Raw genomic sequence first — 20678 nt, 5'->3', positions numbered from 1 at the left:
CGCAACTGCATCGAACGGCATAGAATGGCAGATGACAGCGCTCAACCGCATCGCCGCCGGTGTTCTGCGAAGGGTGAGCACATACCGGCTTGGGTGTGAGTGCATACCGAAGTCGAGTCCCTGGGTTTGGCTCTGCGGTAGAACTAGTCTGCGCCAGCAAGGTCTTCGGCCCAATTGACGGTGGTGCCGAGCGCGCCGCTTTCGATGAGTCCGAATTAGCAAGCTGGAAGCACGGCCGACAGGAGCCACGGCGTGCGGATCGGTCGGCACAGGATTACCGGGCGATGGCGGAGGATGGTGTCGCTTCGGGAGTGATGTGCCTCGGGTTTTCCGGGGTTGGTTACTGGATGGCGAAACGTCAGCTGAAGGTCCCGGCTGATTGTGACCGGAACAGTGGGGCGAGCTCGGCGACGACCTCGTCGAGGGGCTCGGCGCTGCGTTGTGTGCGGCTGAGCAGGATGGCGCCCTCGATGGCAGCGAGGGCCAGGGTGGTCAGGCGGTGGGCACGGTCGGGATCGATGCCGTTGGCCATGAGCAGGTCGCACATCTTGTCCTGCCAGCACGTGAAGATCTCGCTGGCCACCTCTGTGGCTTCAGGTATGTCGTCCCGGGTGCCGACGGCCAGGGCTACCACCGGGCAGCCGGCCTTGTAGTCGCCGTCGGCCAGCGACTGTTTCCAGAACTCCACGAACTGTTTCAGCGCGGCGTGCGGGTCGCCCCCGGCGACCGCCAGGTCGATCAACGCGGAGATATAGGAACCCGCTTGGCGGACCGCGGTGATGATGAGTTCGTTACGGCCGCCGGGGAAATGGTGGTACACGGAACCGCGGGGAGCACCGCTGCGGGCGAGCACGGCATCGATGCTCACACCGGACGCGCCGCGTTCCCGGAGCAATTCGGCTGCGCTGTCGAGCATTCGCTGGCGGCTGTGTCCTGGCGTGCGCCCCATGCTCACCTCGATGTCGTCCGTTGGCGCCCGTGCGCGCCAATACTATGCCAGAGCACATAGTTGCTGAGGTGGCAGCAGCGGAAGCGATCGGCGTACCGCACCCTGACCACGAGGGCTCAGCCTCCGATGGCGCTCATAGATCGGGCTGGCTGGATGAATCCCGGCCTCGTCGATGCCGTGGCCAGCGGGCTTGGCCCACATGGCGTCGCGCCACACCTGTGCGAGATCGGCATAGGTGGCGCCTGCCCGCAGAGGACTTCGGAGGTCTGTCTCGGTCTGGGCGAACAGGCAACTGCGCAGTTGTCCGTCGGCGGTGAGTCGGGTCCGGTCGCAGGATTGGCAGAAGGGGCGGGTGACGGAGGCGATCACGCCCACGGTTGCCGGTCCGCCGTCGACGATCCAGCGTTTGTCGACCAGGCCACGGTGAGGTGACCGTGGGGCAGCGCCGATGCGCGTCGCACCGAGGGTGGTCCGAGATCGACGGCTGGCGAGACCTCGCGTGGCGGGCCCGCCCGCAGGTCTGTCCAGTCGTCCATCGCCACATCCCTTCCTGGGCCACACACTTGACTAGATACTATGCCATACTCCATAGTTACTCGCCAGTAGATAACTGTGGATGCGGGAGGCACCATGCCGATGATCGATGTGACGTTCCCGTCCGGGGTCGTCGAATCCGCTGCTACCGCCCGGTTGCAGGAGGAGCTCGCGACGACCCTGCTGCGCTGGGAAGGCGCTCCGGACACGGAGTTCTTCCGCGAGATCACCTGGGTGTATCTGCACGAGGTCGCTCGAGGAAGTCTTGCCGTGGGTGGGCGCCCCGGGGGTGCGCCGCGGTTCCGGGTGGAGGTGACGGTGCCGGAGGGCGCGTTGTCGCAGCGCCGCAAGGACGGGCTGGTGGCTGATGTTCACGCTGCCGTGGCGCAGGCGGCCGGGCTTGACCCTCAGGGGTCGCAGGCATTGCACGTGTGGACGCTGATCCGCGAAGTGCCCGAAGGCAACTGGGCCGCTGGCGGTCAGACCATCCGTTTCGCCGATCTCAAGAAGGCTTCGGAAACGGAACGCGGCGCGGCGTCCTGACTCCGGCCGCAGCCACCAATGGATGGAAGGCGTTATGACCACTGATACCCGCGCGACCGGACCAGCCGACGAAGCGCAATGGGGCAAGACGGCCTGCATTTTGTGTGAGTGCAACTGCGGGGTGGAGGTGAAGGTCGAGGGGCGGCAGCTGGTCAAGATCCGCGGCGACAAGGAGCATCCGGGCTCGGCGGGCTACACGTGTGAGAAGCCTCTGCGGCTGGACAAGTACCAGAACGGTCCACATAGGATCGATACCCCGCTGCGCCGCCGCCCGGACGGCACCTACGAGGAAATCGAGTGGGACACCGCGATTCGCGAGATCGCCACGAAGCTGGCGAAGGTCCGTGACGAGCACGGCGGAGACAAGATCTTCTACTACGGCGGCGGCGGGCAGGGCAACCATCTCGGCGGGGCGTACGGGCGAGCACTGCTGCACGCCGTTGGCGCGAAGTACATGTCGAACGCGCTGGCGCAGGAGAAGACCGGCGAAGCGTGGGTTGATCAGCAGCTGTACGGCAATCACACCACCGGGGACTTCGAGCAGACCGAAGTCGCCATCTTCATCGGGAAGAACCCCTGGCAGTCTCACGGAGTGGCCCGTGCTCGACCGGTGCTGCGGGAAATCGCCCGGGACCCGCACCGGGCGATGATCGTAATCGACCCGCGGAAATCTGAGACGGCGCAGATGGCGGATCTGCATCTACAGCTCAAGCCCGGCACGGATGCCTGGTGCGTGTCCGCCATCGCGGCGACCCTGGTGCAGGAAGAACTCACAGCGCGGGAATGGCTGGACCGGCACACGGTCGGCAGCGACGAGGTGCTCGCCGCACTTAGCCGAATCGATATCGCCGATCATGCCCGCCGGTGTGGTGTGCCGGAAGATCTCATCCGCGCCGCCGCCCGGCGTATCGCCGCGGCCAAGAGCGCGGCGACCTATGAGGACCTCGGGGTGCAGCAGTCCCCGAACAGCACCCTCGTGTCCTACCTGAACAAAATGCTGTGGCTGCTCACCGGGAACTTCGCGAAACCCGGTGGCGTCCATATCCACTCGTGGGTGTTTCCCATCGCCGGTCGGTGGTATCCCGTCCCTCCCCAGGACGGCACGCCCCGGGCGCTTCGGGCCCGCCGGGCCGTCGGCACCGCGTTGATGCGGTGGGGCGCGAGGCCGCTGCGACGGGCCCTGGCGGTGGCCGGGCGCAGTGAATGGTCGCGCGCCGGCGCCGACTGGGGTGCGAACGCCGCGCTGCGGGCCTTCTTCGAGCCAGTTTCCGTTCCCGCTGCCCGGCGCATGGCCGACGCCCTCGGCAGATCCAATGTGGAAGGCACGACACCGGTGTCGGGCGCCAACATCATCGGCGGGATGATCCCGTGCAACGCGATCGCGGACGAGATCCTCACCGATCATCCAGACCGGCTGCGGGCGATGTGGATCGACGCGTCGAACCCGGCCCATTCGCTGGCCGAGTCGGCTCGGTTCACCGAGGCGATGCGCTCGCTCGAGCTGTCGGTGGTGGTTGATGTCGCGTTCACCGAGACCGCGCGCCAGGCCGATTACGTGCTGCCCGCGGCCAGCCAGTTCGAGAAATACGAGGCATCGCTGTTCACACTGCATTTCCCGCACAACACCTTCCAGGTGCGCAGGCCACTGATGGACCCGGTGCCGGGAACCCGGTCGGAGCCAGAGATCTACGCCGCGATCATCGACAAGCTCGGCGTCGTCGACACCCGCTTGATCGACGATCTCACCGCGGCGGCCGGTGTAAGTCGTCACGCCTTTGCGCTCGCGTTGTTTTCTGCGGTCGAGAACCAGCCCAGACTGGCTGGTCTGGTCCCGTACCTGCTGTACAGGACGCTGGGCGCCACCCTGCCCGACGGCGAGCGATCCTTGGTCCTGATCTGGGCTCTCGCGCACCTGTGCGCGATCGCCCAACCCGACGCCGTCAGGCGTGCCGGGTTCACCGCGCGCGGATTCGCCCAGGGCGAGCAACTGTTCGAGGCTTTCCGCAGCCGCGGTGAAGGGGTGATGTTCGCCGACGACCGCTACGACGACGCGTGGGGCTACATCCAGCACGCGGACGGCAAGATCCACGCCGCCATCCCCGTCCTGCTCGACGAACTGGCCCGCATTACCGGCATCGAACCCTCGTACACCAGCGAGGAATTCCCGTTCACGCTCTCGGCCGGCGAGCGCCGCTCGTTCACCGCCAATGTGATCATCCGCAACCCTGAATGGCGGCGCCGCGACAAGAACGGAGCGCTGCGGATGTGCGAGACCGACGCACACAGTCTGGGTATCGAGACCGGTGACACGGTCCGGGTTGTCACCGCAACGGGCTCAGCCGAGACCAGCGTGGAGATCAGCGACATGATGCAACAAGGGCACCTCTCGCTGCCCAACGGCATGGGCGTGACCTACCCACGCGACGGCGACGTCGACGATGTGACCGGGGTGCCGCTGAACACGCTGACCTCCGGCGCCCGCCGAGACAAGTTCTTCGGTGCCCCGTGGCACAAGAACGTGCCCGCCCGTCTCGAAGTCCTCACGACTACCACGGCACCTGAGAAAGCCCAGGAGAGCCAATGAATTCTCATTCCAACGGTGATCTAGGTGGGCCGCAGGCGCGATGGCCGAGGGGAGTACACCACGGAGGTGGCGTCTCGTCGTGTAAGGCACGACGACGTGGCTGATCATCATGCCCGCCGACGCTGAAGGAGTCACGCCGTGACCTATGTGATCGCCGAACCCTGCGTCGACGTGCTCGACAAGGCGTGCATCGAGGAATGCCCCGTCGATTGCATCTACGAGGGCGAACGGATGCTCTACATCCACCCTGACGAATGCGTCGACTGCGGCGCCTGCGAACCGGTCTGCCCCGTCGAGGCCATCTACTTCGACGACGACGTGCCAGCCGAATGGGCTTCCTACACCCAGGCCAACGTCGACTTCTTCGCCGAACTCGGCTCGCCTGGTGGCGCGGCCAAGACCGGCAAGACCAGCAACGACCCCGAGATGATCACCCGGCTACCCGTGCGGGCGGTCGAAGGGGAGCAGCCATGACAACGGATCAGTGGCACGAGGCTGCGCGCCTCCCGTATGAGTGCAACCGCGGGATTGAGACAAGCTCGACGACCGCCGCTTCGACCGGGCCGTGGGAGCAACACCATCGGTCCGATGCACCGGTGAGAAGGCGCTGCACCTATAGGTGGTGGTGGACGCAACCCTGCTCGGGATCATCGGCTGGACACCCCAAGCAAGAGCTACCGCTACTCGGCGAGCTGCTCATGGCACTGGCCCAGCGGGGCCTGGGTGGCGGACTCCTCCGTCGCCGGTTTCTCGAAGGTCACGGGGTCGACGCCGTCACCGAATCTCGGATCGAGACCGGCGTCCGCGCGGTCCGCGCTCTCCCTCTTGACCCGCCCCGGAAGAAAGCAGGAGACCGTCGATGACCGACGCACGAACCTTCACGGACGAGACGGGCCGACACACGACCCGCCCGGCGCAGACCGAGGACCGATCGGTCCTCGCCCGTCCCTTCGAGCTGCCGAACGGCTTCGTGATCGCGAACCGGCTCGCCAAGGCCGCCCTCAGTGAAGGCCTGGGCCGCCGCGATCTCTCGCCCGGCACCCGTATCAAGAACCTCTACCGGAGGTGGGCCGATAGCGGCGTCGGACTTTCCATCACCGGCAACGTCATGGTGGACCGCAACGCGATCGGCGAGCCAGGCAACATCGTCGTCGAGGACCGACGCAGTCTCGAGGACCTGGCCGAGTGGGCCACCATCGCCAAGTCGCGCGGCTCCAAGGTGTGGGTCCAGATCAACCACCCGGGCCGGCAGACGCCACGCACGCTCACCGCGAATCCGGTGGCGCCGTCGGCCATCGCGGTCCCCGGCAGTGCGGGCATCTTCGCTCAGCCGCGTGAGCTCACCTCGCGCGAGATCGACGACCTGATCCGCCGGTTCGCGACCACCGCCGCTGTCGTCACTGAAGCAGGCTTCGACTACAGATCCACGGCGCGCACGGCTACCTGTTCAGCCAGTTCCTCTCTCCCCTCGCGAACCAGCGCACCGACGCCTGGGGCGGTACGCCGCAGAAGCGACGCCGCTTCGTCCTCGATCTCTTCCGCGCGGTCCGCGCAGCGGTCGGTACGTCGACCCCGGTGGCGATCAAGCTCAACTCGGCGGACTTCCAGCGCGGCGGGTTCGGCGAGGAGGAATCGCTCGAGGTCGTTCGCGCCCTGGCCGCCGAGGGACTCGACCTGCTCGAGATCTCCGGCGGTACCTACACCTCAGCGGCGATGCTCGGCGTCGATCCCTCTCTGAAGGAGAGCACCCGCAGGCGCGAGGCCTACTTCCTCGCGTACGCCGAGCGGGTCCGCGCCGAGCTCCCTGAGCTGCCGCTCATGCTCACCGGTGGCTTCCGGACCGTGGAGGGCATGGTCGATGCCATCGCCTCGGCCGCCGTCGATATCGTCGGCCTCGGGCGCCCCCTCGCGGTCCAGCCCGACTTCCCCGCGGACCTGTTGGCCGGACGGGCCGACGAGAGTGTCGTCAGCCCCCGCCGTAGCGGCATCCGAGTGCTCGACAACCTCACCGAGCTCACCTACTACAGCGTGCAGATGTGGCGGATGGCCGCCGGCAAGGAGCCGGCGCCGGACCGGCACGCCGCCATCAACGTGGGCCAGTACCTGCTCAACAACGGCCTCGAAAGCCTGCGGATGCCGCAGCGCAGTCTCTGATCTGAAAGGAACCCATGTACACCCTCACCGTCACGAAGACGATCAAGGCTCCGATCGGGGAGGTGTTCGAGGCCTACACCGACCACGAAGCCCTCTCCCAAGTCCCCGGTGTCCGCACCTGCCGCGTAACCCGTCCCGGCGCCACCGAGAACAACGGCCTCGGCGCCGTCCGCGAGCTCGACTGCGGCATGATCCAGCTGCGCGAGGAAATCACCAGCTTCGACCGCCCGCACCGCATGGAGTACCGGATCCGTAACAGCCGGCCCCGCGCTGACCACGAGCTCGGGCTGGTCGACTTCATCGAGACGCCGCGGGGCACCAAGATCACCTGGATCACACGCTTCGGCTTCCGGATACCGGTCATCGGCAAGCTCGTCGACCTGGGCTTCGGCATCGGATTCGGCATCGCCTTCCGCCTGGTGCTGCGCAACGTCGAGCAGCGCGTGATGGCTTCACGAGAGGGGCGTTGACGTGCCGACCCTGACCGAGCACAACGGTGTCCACGTCCTGCATCTCGGCAACGGCGAGAACGTCTTCACGCAGGACTGGCTGGCCGAGGTCGAGGATGCCCTCGACAAGGTCGTCGCATCACCGGCTCTGCTCGTCACCATCGCCGCCGGGAAGCACTTCTCCAACGGTCTGGACCTGGACTGGGTGCTCGCGAACCCGACCGACCTGCCGGCGTACACGGTGCGGGTGCAGGCGTTGTTCGCCCGGGTGATGCTGCCGGTGCCCACGGTCGCGGCGGTAAATGGGCACGCTTTCGGGGCTGGGGCGATGCTGGCGATGGCCCACGACTGGCGGATCATGCGCGTCGACCGTGGCTACTTCTGCTTCCCCGAAGTCGACATCCAGATCCCGTTCACCCGCGGCATGGCCGCGCTCATACAGGCCAAGCTGAGCCCGCGGGCGGCCCTCGATGCGATGACCACCGGATATCGGTTCACCGGCCCGGAGGCCGTCGAGGCCGGCCTCGTGGACGCGACGGCTGAGGAGGCCGAGGTCCTGGACGTCGCGATCGCCAAGGTCGCCGCCCTGGCGGGCAAACACGCCGACACCCTCGGTGACATCAAGAGCACCATGTACGCCGAGGTGGTGCGCCACCTGAGCGCGGAGACCGCCTGATGTTCGCCCGATTCTCCGAGTGCATCTCGACCGCCGACGGCGTCGAGCTGGCGGTGTACGGCAGCGGTGATCCTGCCCACCCGACGGCGGTCTTCGTCCACGGGTTCCCCGACGACCACCGGGTGTGGGTTGGTCTTACCCCACTCCTGGCTGCCGATCACCACGTCGTGACCTACGACGTGCGTGGGTCAGGCGCCTCGGCCAAGCCGCGTCGGATCGCGGACTACCGACTCGAGGTACTTGCCGCTGACCTGCAGGCGGTCATCGATCACGTCAACCGTGGTCAGGGTGTGCACCTGGTCGGCCACGACTGGGGCTCGGTCCAGGGCTGGCATCTGATCACCGACCCTGGCCATCGCGGGGTGCTGTCCTACACCTCGATCTCGGGCCCGTGCATCGACCACGTGCGCGGCTGGATCGGTCGGCGCGCACGCGCCCGTCAGTGGGGCGCCATCGCCGCGCTGTGGAAGTCCCCGCTCTACATGGGTGCGCTCCAGGTCCCGATGCTGGCGCCGCTGATGTGCCGCCTCGGCGTCGTCGATCTGATGGCCGCCGGCGCGGTTACGGCGTTCGAGCGCCCCGAGGATCTGGACCCTTGGCCAGTCGGCCCGAACGCGCGCGCGAACGGCGCCGCGGTGCGGATGTACGCCGCCAACCTGCTTCGCCGGCTCTCCCGCAGCGACCGCGGCGGCACCTCGGTGCCGGTGCAGATTCTCACGCCCACCTCGGATGTGTTCATTCCGCCGGTGAGCCAGCAGGACCCGCACCCCGACGTGCGCACGGTGCGGGTCGAGCCGGTGGTCGGCGGGCACTGGGCGCCGGCGTACAACCCCAGCGCGATCACCTCGCACCTGGAGGACTGGATCACTCAGCAACAGACGCGCCAGGCCAGGGAACCGGAGCGCTGATGAGGTCGACCAGCACCAAGCGGCGCGCCACCCACGCTCCGGGCTCATGCGAGACCGCGCTTGCTGCCCGAGGGTCTCCTTCGACCGGACCGAGCTCCCGATGCACCACTTCGCAGGCGAGGGGGTTGGCGACGCACGTTGCCAACCGCCTTCGTGGCGCCCCGTCATCGTGGACGACCGAGGAGTTCCCATTCGTCCTGATGGCCGGCGAACGCCGTTCGTTCACCGCCAACGACATCATCCGCGACCCCGGTTGGCGTCGCCGTGACGCCAGCGGGGCCCTTCGGATCAGTCTCACGGATGCCGAGCGACTCGGCGTCACAGCGGACAGGCGAGCGCGAGTCGCCACCCAGGCGGGATGTGCCGAAGTCAGCGTCGAGATCACAGACATGATGCAGTCTGGCCACGTCTCGCTGCCTAACGGGCTCGGCGTTGACTACCCCACCGAGGACGGCAGCCGCGAGCGCACCGGTGTGGCGCCCAACGACCTCACCAGCGCACGCCACCGTGACGAGTTCGCCGGGACGCCGTGGCACAAGTACGTCCCGGCGAGGATCGAAGCAGTCGGGTGACACGACCGCTGACAGTGGCGGACGCAATGCTGCGTCTCCCGACCGTCCATCCGGCCGACCTGGCAGTAGCGGAGGCGCGAGCCGCCTTCGACAGCAGCGAGAAGACTCACCTCCTACTCCTGACAAGCGGTGGGCTGCTCGTCAACACCGTCACACGAGCGGACCTAGAGGCGGAAGTCGATCCCGGGCAGCCAGCTGCAACCGCGGGCACGCTCCTCAGCCGGACAGTCGCCCCCGACGGACCTCTCGGCCACGCCCGGCATGACATGCTGCGGCGCGGCCAACGGCGCCTCGCCGTCGTGGACGACTCGATGCACCTGCTCGGACTGCTCTGCCTCAAGCTCAGCCTCACCGGCTTTTGTACCGACGAAGGCGTCGTGGCGATGCGCCGCACACGCCGTGCCATCCACTAGAGCAGACAGCAGCCCCGCTCGCGGTTGTAGAGTTCGCCGAACGTGTAGTTGCCGGTCGTGAACAGTTCGAAGCCGAGTTGGACGACGGGGCGTCAGGCGTTGTCACGCTGGTAGCGGTCGCAAAGTCGTCGCGTGCGCGTGCCTCTCGCGGGGACAAGAGCCGGGTCCGACGGCCACTGTCGTGCGTCGACGGCTTCAGTTGCGTTCATTAACCAAGTGGTCAGCGCGGTGCCCGCCGCTAAGTACCTCAACGGAGAAACCATTGCTGTGGGCATTCCAAGAGTGGGTCACCGGTCTTGGCCATCCGGGCATTGACGCTTTGGGTGTAAAGAACGCCCGCGAGCGCGAGGAGTCCCCAGTCCTCGGCGGACTGCACGTAGTAGGAGAGGTCTTCGGATATACGCCTAGGGCGAACGGCGAGCGCCAGCTCACCGAGCAGCCCGACAGACGATCGGCGGTTGTACGGCGTGATCGGTGTGCGTCCGCCGGCGTGCTCGGCTTGTCCGCGATGACGGTGCCCGTGATCAGTGTGGCGGAACGTTGTGTGGTTTCCCGAAACAGACCAGAGCACCAAGAGATCACCGGGACGGCGGTGAAACTCCGGACACCGATAGCCAGTGTGTGCGCAGCCAGGGCCGCGGCAGACCAACGGCGGGCGCCCGACCGAGTGATCATGGCTGGGTTGGGAGTAAAGAATTGGGAGGATTTTGGGAGGATGCACTTGCGCTGAACCGCGTCCAACTGTTTCGAACGGGCCACAAGTGAACCGCCCTGACCTGCGAACGCAACGTGACTGTCCCGCGGTCGACGGCGCTCATCGGGCCGCACCCCGCTTTGCGCGGCGTTCCATGGCCAGGGAAACCTCAACCCGGATCTGCAGGTCACCTGACCCGGGGAGTGGTGTGATTGCTGCTGGTGCCCCCGGCGAGGCTCGTACAGCATGCTCACGAGGAGAGAGCATCTGGTGGCCAGGTGAATTGGTCGTCGACTCGCCGACAGCACGTCAACGACCAGCTGGGACGTATCCGCTCAACGTGCTAGCCGTCTGAGACGAAAGGTCTGCGGTCGTCCGGTGCGTGCGGTCGGCGGCCGTCACGTCCAGGCGGACCGGGCCCGTTGCTCCGAAGATCGGGGAGTCGGCACCACTCCGAGCTGGCTCAGCAAGCTCGCGTTGTCGAAGAAGTCGTACTCGCGGCGGATCTTGCCGTCCTCGATCTCGACGATGCTGCACAGGTGGACGTGGATTTCGCGCCACGTCGGCGCGATCCCTTCCAGCTCGTTCTCATGGATCCCGCTGACCTCGTACACCCGAACGCACGCGGATTCGCCGCACGTGTACTCCGCCACCACCTCGAACACCATGTCGGAGAAGGCGGTCGTGTACTTGTCGGCGACGGCCACGGCAGCTTCTGCGCCGGCATGTCGCTCACCGTCGGGGCTGATGTATTCGTATTCCTGGTGGCACAGTTCTCTGAGTCCGTCGAAATCGCGTTGCAACACGCACTCGAACATGCGCCGCTGGACTTCGCTCGCCTCCGTCATGGGTGTGCCTCCTCTCCTGCTGAAGCACAACCAACAGTGCTCCAGCCCAGAAGCCTCGCGCCAGGGTCTTTCGTCAATGGGCCGGCGGGAGAACGGCGGACGCCATTCCGCAGAGGAGGACTTTGTGCCCTGTCGTGCCCCGCGCAACTCCGGCATCGTGTGATGTGCCGGGGTAATGCCCGGGGATCGACCTGAGAAGCGCAGTGGCCTGGACGACCAAGGCCGCCCTAGACCTAGCGATCAGCAGATCGCGAAACGCTCCTCAGGTCTGATCTGTGCCCGGGGCCGAGCGCCGCGAGTGGAGCCCGCACCTTCCGACCACTGGGGGAACGACGCCGACAGCGCGCGTTCCGCATGAAGTGGGCCGGTCGTACTCCGAACACCGCAGGGCAAGAACCCGAACGGATGGCAGCCCAGTAGTTCCTAGACCCCACACCCCGGGCGTCAAGCGACACTCGATGATCTTACTAGGCCAAACACCGATCCGGCTTACTCACGAAAAAAGCCCCTCCCGAACCGGAGGGGCTTCTTTGCAGCTCTGAGCGGTGGCCAGGGGCGGGGTCGAACCGCCGACCTTCCGCTTTTCAGTTCTACGATCACCGGTTCAGCGGAGACCGATCGAACGATATGTGCTGATCACAGACGTACCGCGAACTTCAGAAGGGCAGTCTGACCTCCGCTGAACGACGGTGAATGAGACCAAGACTGAGACCACGCCCGCCCAGTCGCCCAACAGACGCAGGCCAGATGCCGATCTTGGGTCAGCTCGTATAGCTGGCGTCGTGCACCTACACGCCGAGCAGCCCGAGCCGGAGGTGACATGCGCGGTGAGAGCAGGTAGCAGCCTCACCGTGCACGGCACCACTCAAGACGGAAACCCGTTCACCAGGACCTACAAGGGGAAGGCATGACCCAAGCGCCGAAGTTGCTGGACCTGGTCCAGATCGAGATCACGCCGGACTTCGATGTCGAGGCGCTCATCAACGGCATCGGTGAGGCCGACAAGCAACGCCAGCGCGAAGACGCGGGACTTTTCTGGTTCCTTCAGCACGAGCCCGGCGAGTGGACGGAATCCTCTGGGCCGGCGTGCGCGGCGAGCGCGGCGCGGTCACCTGGTGTCGGCCGGAGCAAACCAGACCGGCTACGTCCCGGCCGACGGGGTTAACACCGAACACGTCGAGTACTACTTTGCGGGCGGGTACGTATGCCCGATGGACCCCGGCGCCGAACTACCGATCAGCCGCGTCTACGACCTGGTCGGAGAGTACGTGCAGACCGGAGAGCGACCTGCCGGCGTCGAGTGGGTTGAGCTTCCCGCCTGATCAGGTAGCCCCAGCCGAGAAAGGCCGAACTCGCTCGGCCACATCCAGCGCCAGTTTGCAGGGAGTGCCCTCTATGGTCGGGCACCTGGCCGCGGTCGCTCTGTAGGTGATGTTGGGTGGCCCGTGAGCGATATCGGCCCGCCGAGCGAGGGCGCGACACCGACTGTGCAGGCAACCTTCCGTCCTGGGTAGGTCCACTCCAGGTTTGGCCCGAGTGTTGGCTTCGACGCAGCAAACGACAGGGTGGTCAGAGTCTGGATTGGGCACCCTCGTCGTCGGTGGGAGCGTCGTTTACGCAGCCGACTCGCCAGCGCTGCCGCACGCATCGTCGAGCTCGCCTATCTAAGAGCCTGTTCCTGAACTGATCTTGGTGTTCGGGGCGGTGGCAGCATGAGAAGGGACTGCTGGTAGATCGGGTGGGTTGATACATCGACAAGCCCCACGTCGCCCATACCGCGCGCAACCGCTCCGGATGGCATACCGCGAACCGGCGACCCTCGTCCACTGCGGCTGCGGACGGATCCACCTCGATGGCAGCGTCCCAAAACCGGCGGATGAATTCCATGCCGTCGGCGTAAGTCCCACACGTACGCCGCGATCAGGCCGCCCGGCCGGACCGCCCGGGCCATTTTCGGCCACCGCCGCAGTGGGTGCAGGAAGGAAGTTCCGGGGCCCGCTCGGGGGCGTGCGAGGCGAATCGTGCACGCGCATACTGACGCCGGGCGCCCCTGATTCGTTCCGGCAGCGTAGGCGGCGAATAGCCACGTGATGCGCAGGCGAGCCGGCCGGCTGCTTGAGGCGGGCTGGGACAAGACCGGGACGCTGCGTGGTTTCCGGCAGGTCGAGGCAACGCCAACCGCACCGTCATCAGGGAGAAGATCATGCATGCGCGTGTCAGCACCTACACAGGTACTTCTGAGAAAGTAGCCCAGTTGGTTGAGCAGCTCGACCAAGCCAGACCGGCTCTGAACCAGCTCGATGGCTTCCAGGGCGCTTACGTGTTGGTCGACCGCGGCTCTGGCAATGCGATGACGATCACGCTCTGGAGCAGCGAGCAAACCGCGCAGGCCAGCGCCGAGTCCGCGAAACGGCTGCGCAGCACGGCAGCCGAGGCCAGCGGCTACACGATCCAGAGCGTCGCGACCTACGAGGTCGGGCTGCAACTCGGCAAGGAGTAGTCAAACGCGTGGCCGAATGCGGAGCCGGTCCGCGTTGCGTGGCGTCGCCGTTCAAGCCGGGGCCGGTCACGCGGCCGTTCTGGCTCGTGGACGCCACTGACAGCAGCGCCTCCCGCGCAGTCCATCCGGAGCGAGGGTTGCTCAGCTTCGTGGCAGGCGGCTGGCTGGAGTAGCGACTGATCGCTTGTCCCGTCTTCGCGCCGAGGGGGATCACACTTACGGCGCCGTCCCTTGCCCATGACGCGCACAGCCTCGGTTTCGAGGTCGACGCACAAGAGCGCCCCTGACCTGCTTTGCGCCGTTCAGGGGCGGTGCAGCGGAAGCGGCGGGATCCGAACCCGCGGTGCCTCTCGGCACGCTCGCTTCCAAGCCCTGAGAACGCCTGTTCGGCAAGGTTCATCTCGCTGGGCCGGCCGTGATCCACAACCAGCAAACGCCTCACCCGAGTTTAGGAACAGGCTCTCACACGACGTCCGAATGAATTTGGCCGTTGCCGCTCTCAGCCGCCGGCACCACTTTGACCAGTGGCACGCGCCTGAATGGCCTGGGTGAGGCTCGCTCGCAGTGCCTCTTCGAGGTCCGCGACTTCCTGTGTGCGCGGTTCCGGGATAGTGATCTGGCGGTCGGCGAGCTTGGCGTCGATCAGTGCCTGCAGGGCCTCGCGTGAGTGGTCGCGGTAGCTGATGGCGTCGAACGTCGTACTCGACAGCGACATCACCAGCTGCTCGGCCATCCGCTTTTCCTGCTCGCGGGGCTGCGGAGCTTGGTCGGTGAGCCACCCGAAATCCGGTTCCCGCACCTCGTCCGGCCACAACAGTGTGACCAGGCTGATCCCTGGTCCGTAGGGTCGTAGCAGAGCCAATCGCTCGCGGGTCCGGATCGCCGCCCGACCGAGCCCGACGTGTCCAGTGTCAGCCATGGCGTCGCACAGCAGCCCGTAGGCGCCGAGCGCGACCTGGTGTGGCTGCAGGAAGTACGAGCGGTCGAACATGATCGGGTCAATCGTGCCGGTCGGTACGAACTCCGCCACCTCGATGGTGTGCGCGCTGGGCAGCGGCAACTCCGCCAGCTCGTCGTCGGTCATCACCACCATGCGGCCGTCGGGCAGCTCGTAGCCTTTGGCGATCTCCTCCCACCGAACCCGGCGGTCTTCGGCGGTGCAGACCCTTTCGTGTCGCACTCGGGCCCCATCGGCTCGGTGAACCTGGCGGAAGCTGATCGATTTCGACTCCGTTGCCGCTACCAAACCGACCGGGATCGTCACCAACCCGAAACTTATCTGGGGGCGTGCTGCATTTGTGCAGGTCAGGCGACTAACTCTCGATGAGGCACCCTTGGCACAGGTGCGTTGGTCAGTGCAGCCTCGGGGGGTGCTGAGTCGATGCTTGCCCGTAGTACCGCGGCCAGATCTTGAAACGCGGTTTCACCTGCCCAAGGAGACGACATTCCCACAGGGCGTCCAGCGAACTTGGCGTCGTTGTACTCCTGCGGCTTTTGCCGATGTTTAGGGCTCTCCTGTTCCTTCCGTGGGTGTCAGGTTCGTCCGGGGAGGTCGCCGTCTCCTGGCGATCAAGGTCAGCGTGTTCGTTGGGGATCTTCTGACGGATACGGTTCAAGCGGTCGTAGAACAGATCCGTTGCCCCCGCCCTCCTGCTCGGAAGGCGGGGGCAATGGGGTGGACCTGAGCTCAGTTGTCCGAGGCTGATGCCGAGCCTCCTGGGCTCGTGGACGAGGCCATCCTGACAGTCGTCAACGTCAGCGCGATGAGGCCCGCCATGACCGCTGCGGTGAGGAACCCGACCGTACTTGAGGTCGCTCCGATCAGCGGCCCCAGGAGCAGGGGCGAGAGGAACTGCCCGCCGAAGATGACGGTGCCGGCCAGAGAAGTAGCCTGCCCTCTCAGTGCGGGCGGAGCGCTCTCGTTGACCAGTACCGTCAGCGAGGGCAGGGAAAGGCCCTGTCCGAGTCCGAGCAGAGCCGGCCCCGCCAACAGCAGCACGGGGTGGTCAACCGTGCCGAGGACGGTGAAGGCACCCGCCCAGGCGAGCGCGGCGGTGCGAAGTAGCGCCGCATAGCTCAGGCGGGCTCGAAGTGGCGCGTAGACCAGGCCCACCAGGCTGCTGATGGCACCTGTCATGACCACCAAATACAGCGAGACCATGAGCGGTTCGCGGATTCCGAGGTCGGCTAGCCGCTGCGGCAGAAAGACCACCATGGTGTAGAGGAAAATCGAGGCGGCGGCCTGGAGTGCGTAAAAGCCCAGTACGGCAGGGCTCTGCCGCACCAGGGCAAGGACACCGCCACGGGTACGCGCGGCGCGATGCGGCGCCGTGTGGGGCAGGGCCAGTACCGCGGCCACGCCCAACGGCAGGCCAACCAGGTAGATCGCGAAGGGGGCGTGCCAGGACAGCCCGCCCAGCGTGCCGCCCAGCAAGGGCCAGACGAGACCGCCGACGCTGTTGGCTGCTGATCGCCAGCCCATCACCCGGTCCCGTCTCGGCCCTGTGAACAGCTGCAGCAGGGCGACCGTAGTGCCGGTGAACACCGCTGCGGCACCGATTCCGAACACCAGCCGACTGGCGATCAGCGCAGGGTAGGACGTAGTGAACAGGCCGGCCCCGCCGCTGATCCCGTACAGCACCAGTCCAGCGGCCAGCGGTATCCGCACCCCGCAGTGATCGATGGCTCGTCCGATCAGCGGGCTGGTGACGGCGACGGCCAGAGCATGCGCGGTGACGACCAGACCCGCCGCCGTGCCGCTGACGCCGAAGTCGCCACGGATCACCTCCACCACCGGCGAAATCACTGAGCCCGCCATCACCCCCAACGTCGAGGCCAGCAAGAGAGTGACCAGAACACCGGGGCAGCCGGACGCTTCCGTCGCGGATGTACCGGCAGCAGCGGAAGTCTCGGTGCCGACACGCGGCTCGGAATGACCGGTCATAGCGTGAAGGGAGTTCGCGGACAAGGCCGGCGATGCCGACGCTGTGGGCTTCTCTCGCACGGTGAGTGCCCTCGATTCTGTGATGCTGGCAGGTGTGCGAATGGCAGAGTGGAAGAACGGCCCGCGCGGGCCGGTTCCCGGAGAAATCGCGACACGGCTGCCACTGCGCCGGGTTTCCGGGCCGTACCTTCCACGAGTTCAGAAGCACCCGGCTCAGTCGATGAGCAGGACAACCTTGCCCCTGCCGTGGCCCGACTCGACTTCACGGTGTGCGTCGGCAGCCTGCTCCAGGGAATAGGTGGCCCTCACGTGGAAGCGTAGGGCGCCCTGCATGTAGAGCGAGACGAGGCTATCCAGCCGTTCTGCGGAACGCTGGCTGCCGATCCAGCGGGCGCCAAGCTGCTCAAAAGCTTCCGCTGAGGTGATGGTGCCGACCCGGTCGGTGTTCTTGACCAGTTCCACGGCGGCCCGCAGGCCGTCCGCGCTCGCTGCGTCAAGCGCGGCGTCCACACCGTCCGGCGCCAGCGCCCGCACTCGCTCGACGAGGCCGTCTCCATAGGTGACGGGGAGGGTGCCCAAGGTCCTGAGATAGTCATGGTTGGCTTCGCTTGCGGTACCGATGACCGTGGCCCCGCGGTGCCGAGCGATCTGCACCGCGACAGTGCCCACCCCTCCGGCCGCGCCGTTGATGAGGAAAGTGTCCCCGGCACCGACGCCCAGCACTTCCACCGCCGTGTGCGCCGCCTGCCCAGCGCCGGACAGCCCCCCGGCGATCTCCCAAGGCATGGCGGACGGCTTGGCCACCACCTGGGTGGCCGACACCACCACGTACTCGGCGTACGTCCACTGAGTACGGAAACCCAGCACCTCCGCGCCGGCTTCGATGCCCTCCACACCATCGCCGACCTGGTCCACCACACCGGCGAACTCCCCGCCCGTGACATGTGGAAACTCGATGGTGAAGCCCGGTGCACGACGCGCGGAGCGCACGGCGCAGTCGATGGGCTGAACTCCAGCAGCACGAACCCGGACCCGCACCTCCCCCGAACCCGCTTGCGGTGTTTTCATGCTCACCAGCTCCAGCACCTCTGGGCCGCCGAAGGCGTGAAATGCAGCTGCTCGCATCACTAATTACCTTTCATCGTGCTAACTCCTGCGGCAATCAAGACCGCAGGGGGTTTCCTCGACTTGCCTGCAACCTCAACTGAGTCAGTCCCCAGTGGTGAAAACGAGAGAGCGTCAGGCGACGTAGGGGCGGACCGTCCTAGCCTCGCGTAGCGCCTGGGACCACCAGGTGAGCTGGTCGAGCAGGGTCTTGGCGGCCCCATTGCAGCCCTCCGGGCTGACCGGCTGCCCCTGCCCATCGAACTGGCTCCAGGCGTTGTGGAAGCTGACGGTGTCCCGGATGGTGACGGCGTGCAGCTCGGCGAAGACCAGCCGCAGCTGCTCGACGGCCCGCAGACCGCCGGAGATCCCGCCATAGCAGACGAATCCGACCGGCTTGGCCTGCCACTCCGCGTGGTGCCAGTCGATGGCGTTCTTCAGGGCGGCCGGGAAGCTGTGGTTGTACTCGGGGGTGACCACAACGAACGCGTCGGCCGCCTCGATTCGCGGGGACAAGTCGGCCAGCGCGTGGGCGGTACCAGGAGTGGGTTTCGTCATCGCCAGAGGCAGCGTGGTCTCGTCCAGGTCCACGATGTCGACGCTCAGGTCGTGGCGCCCGGCGGCCTGGTCGGCGAACCATTTCCCGACGGTCAGGCCGAAGCGACCTTCGCGGACGCTGCCGATGATCACGACGAGCTTGATCGGATCGGTGTGATCAGGGCGGGCGTTGGCAGACATACCGGTTCCCCTTCCCAGTGGCGCAGATGGTGTTCTTGTCGGCGAGTCCGACTCGCGTGTGATCAGCCTCGATCTTCGACAAAGGTGTAAGTCAATGCAGAGTGATCGACGCCACACCAACCGGCAGTGACTAGGAAGAACGGTTCTCCGAACGGATCATGCGGCGCAGGCTAGTGCGGGCGGCGGCCAGGTCGTCTTCGAGCTCGGTGACGCGCTGCTCAAACACGCGGTTTTGCTCGCTGAGGGCGGTGTTGAACGCGGTCAAGCCAAGATCCTCATCTTGGACGACGTCCTGCAAAGCGTGGACGCCACCGTGCGCCACGCGTTCATGACCTACGTGCTTGATGCCTTCGATGACTGGCAGCTCATCGTCACCGTGCATGACCGACTATGGTGCGACCAGTTGCGAGAACTGTTCGGCGCCCACGGCCACGCGGTGCTCGGAACAGAAATCCGCGACTGGGAGTTCGACACTGGGCCGGTGTTTGACCAGCCTGGGGTAGACCGGGTAAAGAAGGATCTCGAGCTGATGATAGACGTGGGCGAGCCGCGGTCCATTGCTGCTGCAGCGGGACAACTCTTAGAGCTCACCTGCGACCGGCTCACTCTCAGCATGAGGCTGCAGGTCCCGCGGCAGGAGAAGTACACGCTAGGCGATCTCTGGCCGGTGGTGCGCACGCGGCTCGCGGAAACGGCCGCGGGAACGGCGATGAAATTGGTGGCGGGACACAAACTCCTCCGCAACCTCACTGTGCACCCCGACCCTCGGTCGTGGGACCTGACGAAAGCGGATGCACGGGCATTCGCAAAAGCCGTGCTCGACCTCGTTGACCACGTCCGGTGCGGGGCGTGCGGGTGGTTACCGAAAACGGGAACCTGCAAATGTGGCGCCGTGCAGCTGTAAACGCAAGCGCGGGATTGCTGCTACTTCTTGAGCGCGGCTGCGAGGGCGTTCCGCTGGCTGTGCCGGTCAGCAACGACGCGTGGCGTGCCCGAACTTTGTTTCAGCCCGCACATCCAGCGGTGCAGGTCGTCCGTGGTGATGTCTTCGCGCCAGATCGGTATCGGGCGAGGGGAAGACGCGCCCTGATGGTTCAATTTCTGGTTACCCTTCTGTTTATACGAACATCAAGCATCAGGATAGCGGAATCTGCAGTATAGAAACAGGTATCTCTGATGCTGCAACCATAGATGTAACGGCGGCGGGCGGGCGTCCCTCTGAATCACGGGAAGGAGAGACGGAGGAAGCCAAGAAGAAGCGTCTTTGCGATGTCGCCAGGTCGGCCACAGCAATTACGATATCCAATCTCCCTAAACGTTGATCGAATCAAAGTCTACGCACCGACATGCGGAGACCGCCGAACCCGCCAGCAAGGTGTTAACGCCACCGTGACGTTCGACCGTCCCCAGCATCCTCATGGGTTGGTGGTGTTGTCGGATGTGGTGCGTGAGGGCGCGGGCTCGTTTTGAGCCGATGCTGAGGTTCCGTCGGAGGGTGTCGGCGGAGATCGGACGCTGGTACAGGTTCCAATGTTCGACGTCGAGCCGGTATGCCTCGTTGCGTAGCGGATCACCATCCGCTACGTGGGGTGCCTCCGGGGCAGCTTCCGTGCTGGTGGCGCTGTGACCATGCGCCGTGTTTCTCGCCGTGCGCGGCGCTGGCACATCCTCAGTCTCTCCGGGCATCTCTTGTGCTGGACCGGCCTCGCCAGGGGCGACCGGATACGGCTGCGCTGATCCGGCCTCGTATGTCTCGTGAATGGTCGTGTCTGTTGCACTCGCGCGATTCCGTTTGAGCGCTTGGTTGAGCAGTTCGACCGATAGCAGGAGCGCAAGTGGTGGGCAGACGGCTACGGCGATGGAGAAGGCGTTGAGCTCGGGTGCGGAGGCAATGTTGGCGCACAGAGAAAGTCCGATTCCGAGTGTGAACGATAGCCATGCTTTCCATTGAGGTGATCTCAGTGGATTCGGTTGTGTTCGTGGTGGGTGAGAACGAGTGTGGCTTGGACGATGTCGCCGGTTTTGCGGGGGCTGGCGGTGATGTGTTGGAGCGTTCGCCAGCGGCCAG

At 65.9% G+C, this 20678-nt stretch carries 20 protein-coding genes and 2 pseudogenes; 13 read left to right on the top strand and 9 right to left on the bottom strand.

What is annotated here, in order from left to right; translation table 11 throughout:
- Positions 1 to 358: 358 nt before the first annotated feature.
- Both R4I43_RS29615 and R4I43_RS29610 read right to left on the bottom strand, forming a co-directional pair.
- Positions 359 to 916 (bottom strand): TetR/AcrR family transcriptional regulator, encoded by a 558-nt coding sequence (locus R4I43_RS29615; protein WP_324268995.1) that lies wholly within the window; start codon positions 914 to 916, stop codon positions 359 to 361.
- A 149-nt stretch (positions 917 to 1065) separates the two neighbouring features.
- Positions 1066 to 1354, bottom strand: a pseudogene (locus R4I43_RS29610) (GTP 3',8-cyclase MoaA); the annotation flags it as partial.
- 225 nt (positions 1355 to 1579) lie between these two features.
- Here R4I43_RS29610 and R4I43_RS29605 point away from each other — a divergent pair.
- The 10 genes and pseudogenes from R4I43_RS29605 (at position 1580) to R4I43_RS29565 (ending at position 9782) form a co-directional block, all read left to right on the top strand.
- Positions 1580 to 2026 (top strand): tautomerase family protein, encoded by a 447-nt coding sequence (locus R4I43_RS29605; RefSeq protein ID WP_324268994.1) that lies wholly within the window; start codon positions 1580 to 1582, stop codon positions 2024 to 2026.
- Positions 2027 to 2060: 34 nt separating this feature from the next.
- Entirely contained in the window at positions 2061 to 4610 is a 2550-nt protein-coding gene (locus R4I43_RS29600; RefSeq protein ID WP_324268993.1) for a molybdopterin-dependent oxidoreductase, read from the top strand.
- Positions 4611 to 4748: 138 nt separating this feature from the next.
- Positions 4749 to 5084 carry a ferredoxin gene (gene fdxA, locus R4I43_RS29595; protein ID WP_324268992.1) on the top strand — a complete coding sequence of 112 codons (336 nt, stop codon included), beginning with the start codon at positions 4749 to 4751 and terminating at the stop codon, positions 5082 to 5084.
- A gap of 385 nt (positions 5085 to 5469) precedes the next feature.
- Positions 5470 to 5967, top strand: a pseudogene (locus tag R4I43_RS34455) (oxidoreductase); the annotation flags it as partial.
- Between the two features lie 65 nt (positions 5968 to 6032).
- Complete coding sequence (locus R4I43_RS29590; RefSeq protein WP_324269061.1) at positions 6033 to 6764, top strand: oxidoreductase; 732 nt, start codon at positions 6033 to 6035, stop codon at positions 6762 to 6764.
- A 14-nt stretch (positions 6765 to 6778) separates the two neighbouring features.
- Positions 6779 to 7234, top strand: coding sequence for an SRPBCC family protein (locus R4I43_RS29585; RefSeq protein WP_324268991.1), 456 nt, complete (start codon positions 6779 to 6781; stop codon positions 7232 to 7234).
- A gap of 1 nt (position 7235) precedes the next feature.
- Entirely contained in the window at positions 7236 to 7889 is a 654-nt protein-coding gene (locus tag R4I43_RS29580; protein WP_324268990.1) for an enoyl-CoA hydratase/isomerase family protein, read from the top strand.
- A complete protein-coding gene (locus R4I43_RS29575; protein WP_324268989.1) occupies positions 7889 to 8797 on the top strand; it encodes an alpha/beta fold hydrolase in 909 nt (302 codons plus the stop codon). Before R4I43_RS29580 ends, R4I43_RS29575 begins: the two co-directional genes overlap by 1 nt.
- Complete coding sequence (locus tag R4I43_RS29570; RefSeq protein ID WP_324268988.1) at positions 8797 to 9369, top strand: molybdopterin dinucleotide binding domain-containing protein; 573 nt, start codon at positions 8797 to 8799, stop codon at positions 9367 to 9369. Before R4I43_RS29575 ends, R4I43_RS29570 begins: the two co-directional genes overlap by 1 nt.
- Complete coding sequence (locus R4I43_RS29565; protein ID WP_324268987.1) at positions 9366 to 9782, top strand: CBS domain-containing protein; 417 nt, start codon at positions 9366 to 9368, stop codon at positions 9780 to 9782. The genes R4I43_RS29570 and R4I43_RS29565 overlap by 4 nt, the downstream gene beginning before the upstream one ends.
- 1092 nt (positions 9783 to 10874) lie before the next feature.
- Here the strand turns inward: R4I43_RS29565 and R4I43_RS29560 are convergent.
- Together R4I43_RS29560 and R4I43_RS29555 are read right to left on the bottom strand one after the other, a co-directional pair.
- Positions 10875 to 11324, bottom strand: a complete 450-nt coding sequence (locus tag R4I43_RS29560) for an ester cyclase (RefSeq protein ID WP_324268986.1) — start codon at positions 11322 to 11324, stop codon at positions 10875 to 10877.
- Positions 11325 to 12216: 892 nt separating this feature from the next.
- The gene (locus R4I43_RS29555; RefSeq protein WP_324268985.1) at positions 12217 to 12375 is read right to left on the bottom strand and encodes a hypothetical protein; all 159 of its coding nucleotides are present in this window, start codon (positions 12373 to 12375) and stop codon (positions 12217 to 12219) included.
- A 64-nt stretch (positions 12376 to 12439) separates the two neighbouring features.
- On the opposite strand from R4I43_RS29555, the gene R4I43_RS29550 reads away from it, so the two are divergent.
- Entirely contained in the window at positions 12440 to 12646 is a 207-nt protein-coding gene (locus tag R4I43_RS29550) for an Imm1 family immunity protein (protein ID WP_324268984.1), read from the top strand.
- Between the two features lie 881 nt (positions 12647 to 13527).
- Entirely contained in the window at positions 13528 to 13824 is a 297-nt protein-coding gene (locus R4I43_RS29545; protein ID WP_324268983.1) for an antibiotic biosynthesis monooxygenase, read from the top strand.
- A 499-nt stretch (positions 13825 to 14323) separates the two neighbouring features.
- Here the strand turns inward: R4I43_RS29545 and ku are convergent, their stop codons facing one another.
- From ku to R4I43_RS29520, 5 genes are all read right to left on the bottom strand, one after another.
- Positions 14324 to 15103: a non-homologous end joining protein Ku gene (gene ku, locus R4I43_RS29540; RefSeq protein WP_324269060.1), complete on the bottom strand. Its 780-nt coding sequence runs from the start codon at positions 15101 to 15103 to the stop codon at positions 14324 to 14326.
- Between the two features lie 408 nt (positions 15104 to 15511).
- Positions 15512 to 16768 carry an MFS transporter gene (locus R4I43_RS29535; protein ID WP_324268982.1) on the bottom strand — a complete coding sequence of 419 codons (1257 nt, stop codon included), beginning with the start codon at positions 16766 to 16768 and terminating at the stop codon, positions 15512 to 15514.
- Positions 16769 to 16981: 213 nt separating this feature from the next.
- Positions 16982 to 17893, bottom strand: coding sequence for an NADP-dependent oxidoreductase (locus R4I43_RS29530; protein WP_324268981.1), 912 nt, complete (start codon positions 17891 to 17893; stop codon positions 16982 to 16984).
- 114 nt (positions 17894 to 18007) lie between these two features.
- A complete protein-coding gene (locus R4I43_RS29525; RefSeq protein WP_324268980.1) occupies positions 18008 to 18610 on the bottom strand; it encodes an NADPH-dependent FMN reductase in 603 nt (200 codons plus the stop codon).
- 130 nt (positions 18611 to 18740) lie between these two features.
- Positions 18741 to 18875 carry a hypothetical protein gene (locus R4I43_RS29520; RefSeq protein ID WP_324268979.1) on the bottom strand — a complete coding sequence of 45 codons (135 nt, stop codon included), beginning with the start codon at positions 18873 to 18875 and terminating at the stop codon, positions 18741 to 18743.
- Between the two features lie 15 nt (positions 18876 to 18890).
- Between R4I43_RS29520 and R4I43_RS29515 the strand changes: the two genes are divergently transcribed.
- Positions 18891 to 19514: a hypothetical protein gene (locus R4I43_RS29515; protein WP_324268978.1), complete on the top strand. Its 624-nt coding sequence runs from the start codon at positions 18891 to 18893 to the stop codon at positions 19512 to 19514.
- Positions 19515 to 20678 lie beyond the last annotated feature (1164 nt).

Source organism: Saccharopolyspora mangrovi, assembly GCF_035320975.1.
Classification (GTDB): domain Bacteria; phylum Actinomycetota; class Actinomycetes; order Mycobacteriales; family Pseudonocardiaceae; genus Saccharopolyspora; species Saccharopolyspora mangrovi.
This window is presented reverse-complemented; position numbering and strand designations above follow the sequence as displayed.